Below are 1,952 nucleotides of genomic sequence, written 5' to 3'. Positions count from 1 at the left end.
TATTCGGAGCCTGCTTCGTATGAAAATTATGCTCCAATAGGCTGGATATCAAAATATGAAGACTTTTTTGAGCTGATTCCTATTGAACAGCAATATTGGAACAATTAATTTTGAAATGAGAAAAATACATTGATTTTATTTCCAAATTAGGCAGATGCTTTTCAAATCCAAATTGCATTATTTTATGGCATAGCAAGCTAACGTAAGTCCAAAACCAACGTCAATGGATGTTATAAAAGGGACTATTATGCAATTTGTTTTACGTCTTTCAGCTTTTTATATGATTGGTTGAAGCTATTAGTGATTGCGGCAGCGGAAACTGCCAACAAACTGATATAGGTAGTCAGTATCTTTTAATGAATTTAACGGACAACATAATTTCTGGCAGGTACGACCGTTATCAGAAAATTCACATGGGGAGTCCTGCTTCGCAAACAGGATTTTCTTGCGGAAGAAGTTTTGGATTTTTGGTGTTGCGTTTATTTAAAGGAATGATGCACTCTCCTTCATAGAAATTCTTTACCTGTATGTAAATATTTTTGACATCATCGTCAGCAAGGAACGTGTGTTCTATAGCGGGGGATAATTCCTGGCGCTAGATAATAATCAGCTCCTTTCGGTGAATTGATTTGACAACTCAATTATATGGTTTGGAATTGATTGTTTCTATAAATTTGGAGTGATAAAGAGATTCATTATGCCTTGCAAATCTGCATAAATACTGCATGTGTAGAGTTTTGCTCATGGCTAACAATTAAAATTATTTGGAGGTTAGATATTATGAAGAAAACGATTTCCTTAATGACAGAAGAATTTGAAAATGAGCAAACAGGAGAAAAAGTTGAGGGAATAACTATTATAGTGGATGGTATATTGAAAGAATTTTTTGATATTATTAAGTTAGAAAAAAAAGAATATACAAATAATGTAAGTATTGTGCAAGATGCTTTGATGAAAGGATTAGAAGAAATTAAAAAAACTTTTTAATATGTTATAGAATGAGAGTATAGTGTGAACTGAGAAATTTTGTCTGATTGAGAACAGTTGTATCACCATAATAACTATAGAATTTTGCAATGTTATCCATATTAGGGCAGTTTTCCTTTACAGATAGTTGTGCCTGTTATAATAACATGAGAGGGGTACGAGGTAACGGCGTTTTAAGTCGAAAACGATATTCGTGCCAAGAACAGAGGATATAATTCCCTTATGGATAAGGTGTTCCAAAACAATGTGGACAGGTATGAGGAATGCGGCCTGTGTTTGACGTATAGGTGCGGCTTGTATACGGAGTATGGGATAACGAATATGAACCGTATGCAGGGGAACAGCAGGCAGTCGTTGGGCAATAACCAGTCCGTTCAAAAGTTGAAAGACCAGAATAGTATGTCTGGAACTGGGGGAGGAAATGCAGGAAGTGGTGGTGGAGCATCATCAAATGGAACTGGGGGACAGGCACAAGTAGGGTTGCAATTCGGATTAAAAAATGAGAACAGTTATGGGAAGACAAGTGGGAAATACGATAGTACAGCAGAATTTTTGACTAATATTGCAAATCGAAAGGGTAAGTTTTATGCTGATAAAGCCACAATAGATAAAATTGGTAAGATTGAAGCAAAGGGAGAGGATTTTTCACTTTTGTATAAAAAAATAATGAGTTCTCGTCCATTTAATGAAGGAGGATCCTCTATTGCATACAAATATGGTGGTGAATTTGGAACAAAATATTTGATTCACGAAGTTACAGATGCTAGAGGATATATTATTTATCGGGACTTTGATGCTGTAAGAATTTCTTCGGAACAATTGATAAACAAGAGACATTAATTAGAAGGAGATTAAAATGTATCGTAATGAAATTAGAAAAGTAATAGAAAAAGTGTAAGCGCCTAGTTTCAGGGTGGATTTAAAACCATCACAAAATTTGCCATAATTATAGATGATAGATGCCA

The 1,952-nt window shown here is 34.8% G+C and carries 2 protein-coding genes; both read left to right on the top strand.

Annotated elements, in window-relative coordinates:
- The first annotated feature begins 780 nt into the window (after positions 1 to 780).
- A complete protein-coding gene (locus D7Y06_RS24880) occupies positions 781 to 987 on the top strand; it encodes a hypothetical protein (RefSeq protein ID WP_120410152.1) in 207 nt (68 codons plus the stop codon).
- Positions 988 to 1,341: 354 nt separating this feature from the next.
- Positions 1,342 to 1,827, top strand: a complete 486-nt coding sequence (locus D7Y06_RS24875; RefSeq protein ID WP_158591500.1) for a hypothetical protein — start codon at positions 1,342 to 1,344, stop codon at positions 1,825 to 1,827.
- Positions 1,828 to 1,952 lie beyond the last annotated feature (125 nt).

The organism is Roseburia sp. 1XD42-69, assembly GCF_003612565.1.
Classification (GTDB): Bacteria; Bacillota; Clostridia; order Lachnospirales; family Lachnospiraceae; genus Roseburia_B.
This window is presented reverse-complemented; position numbering and strand designations above follow the sequence as displayed.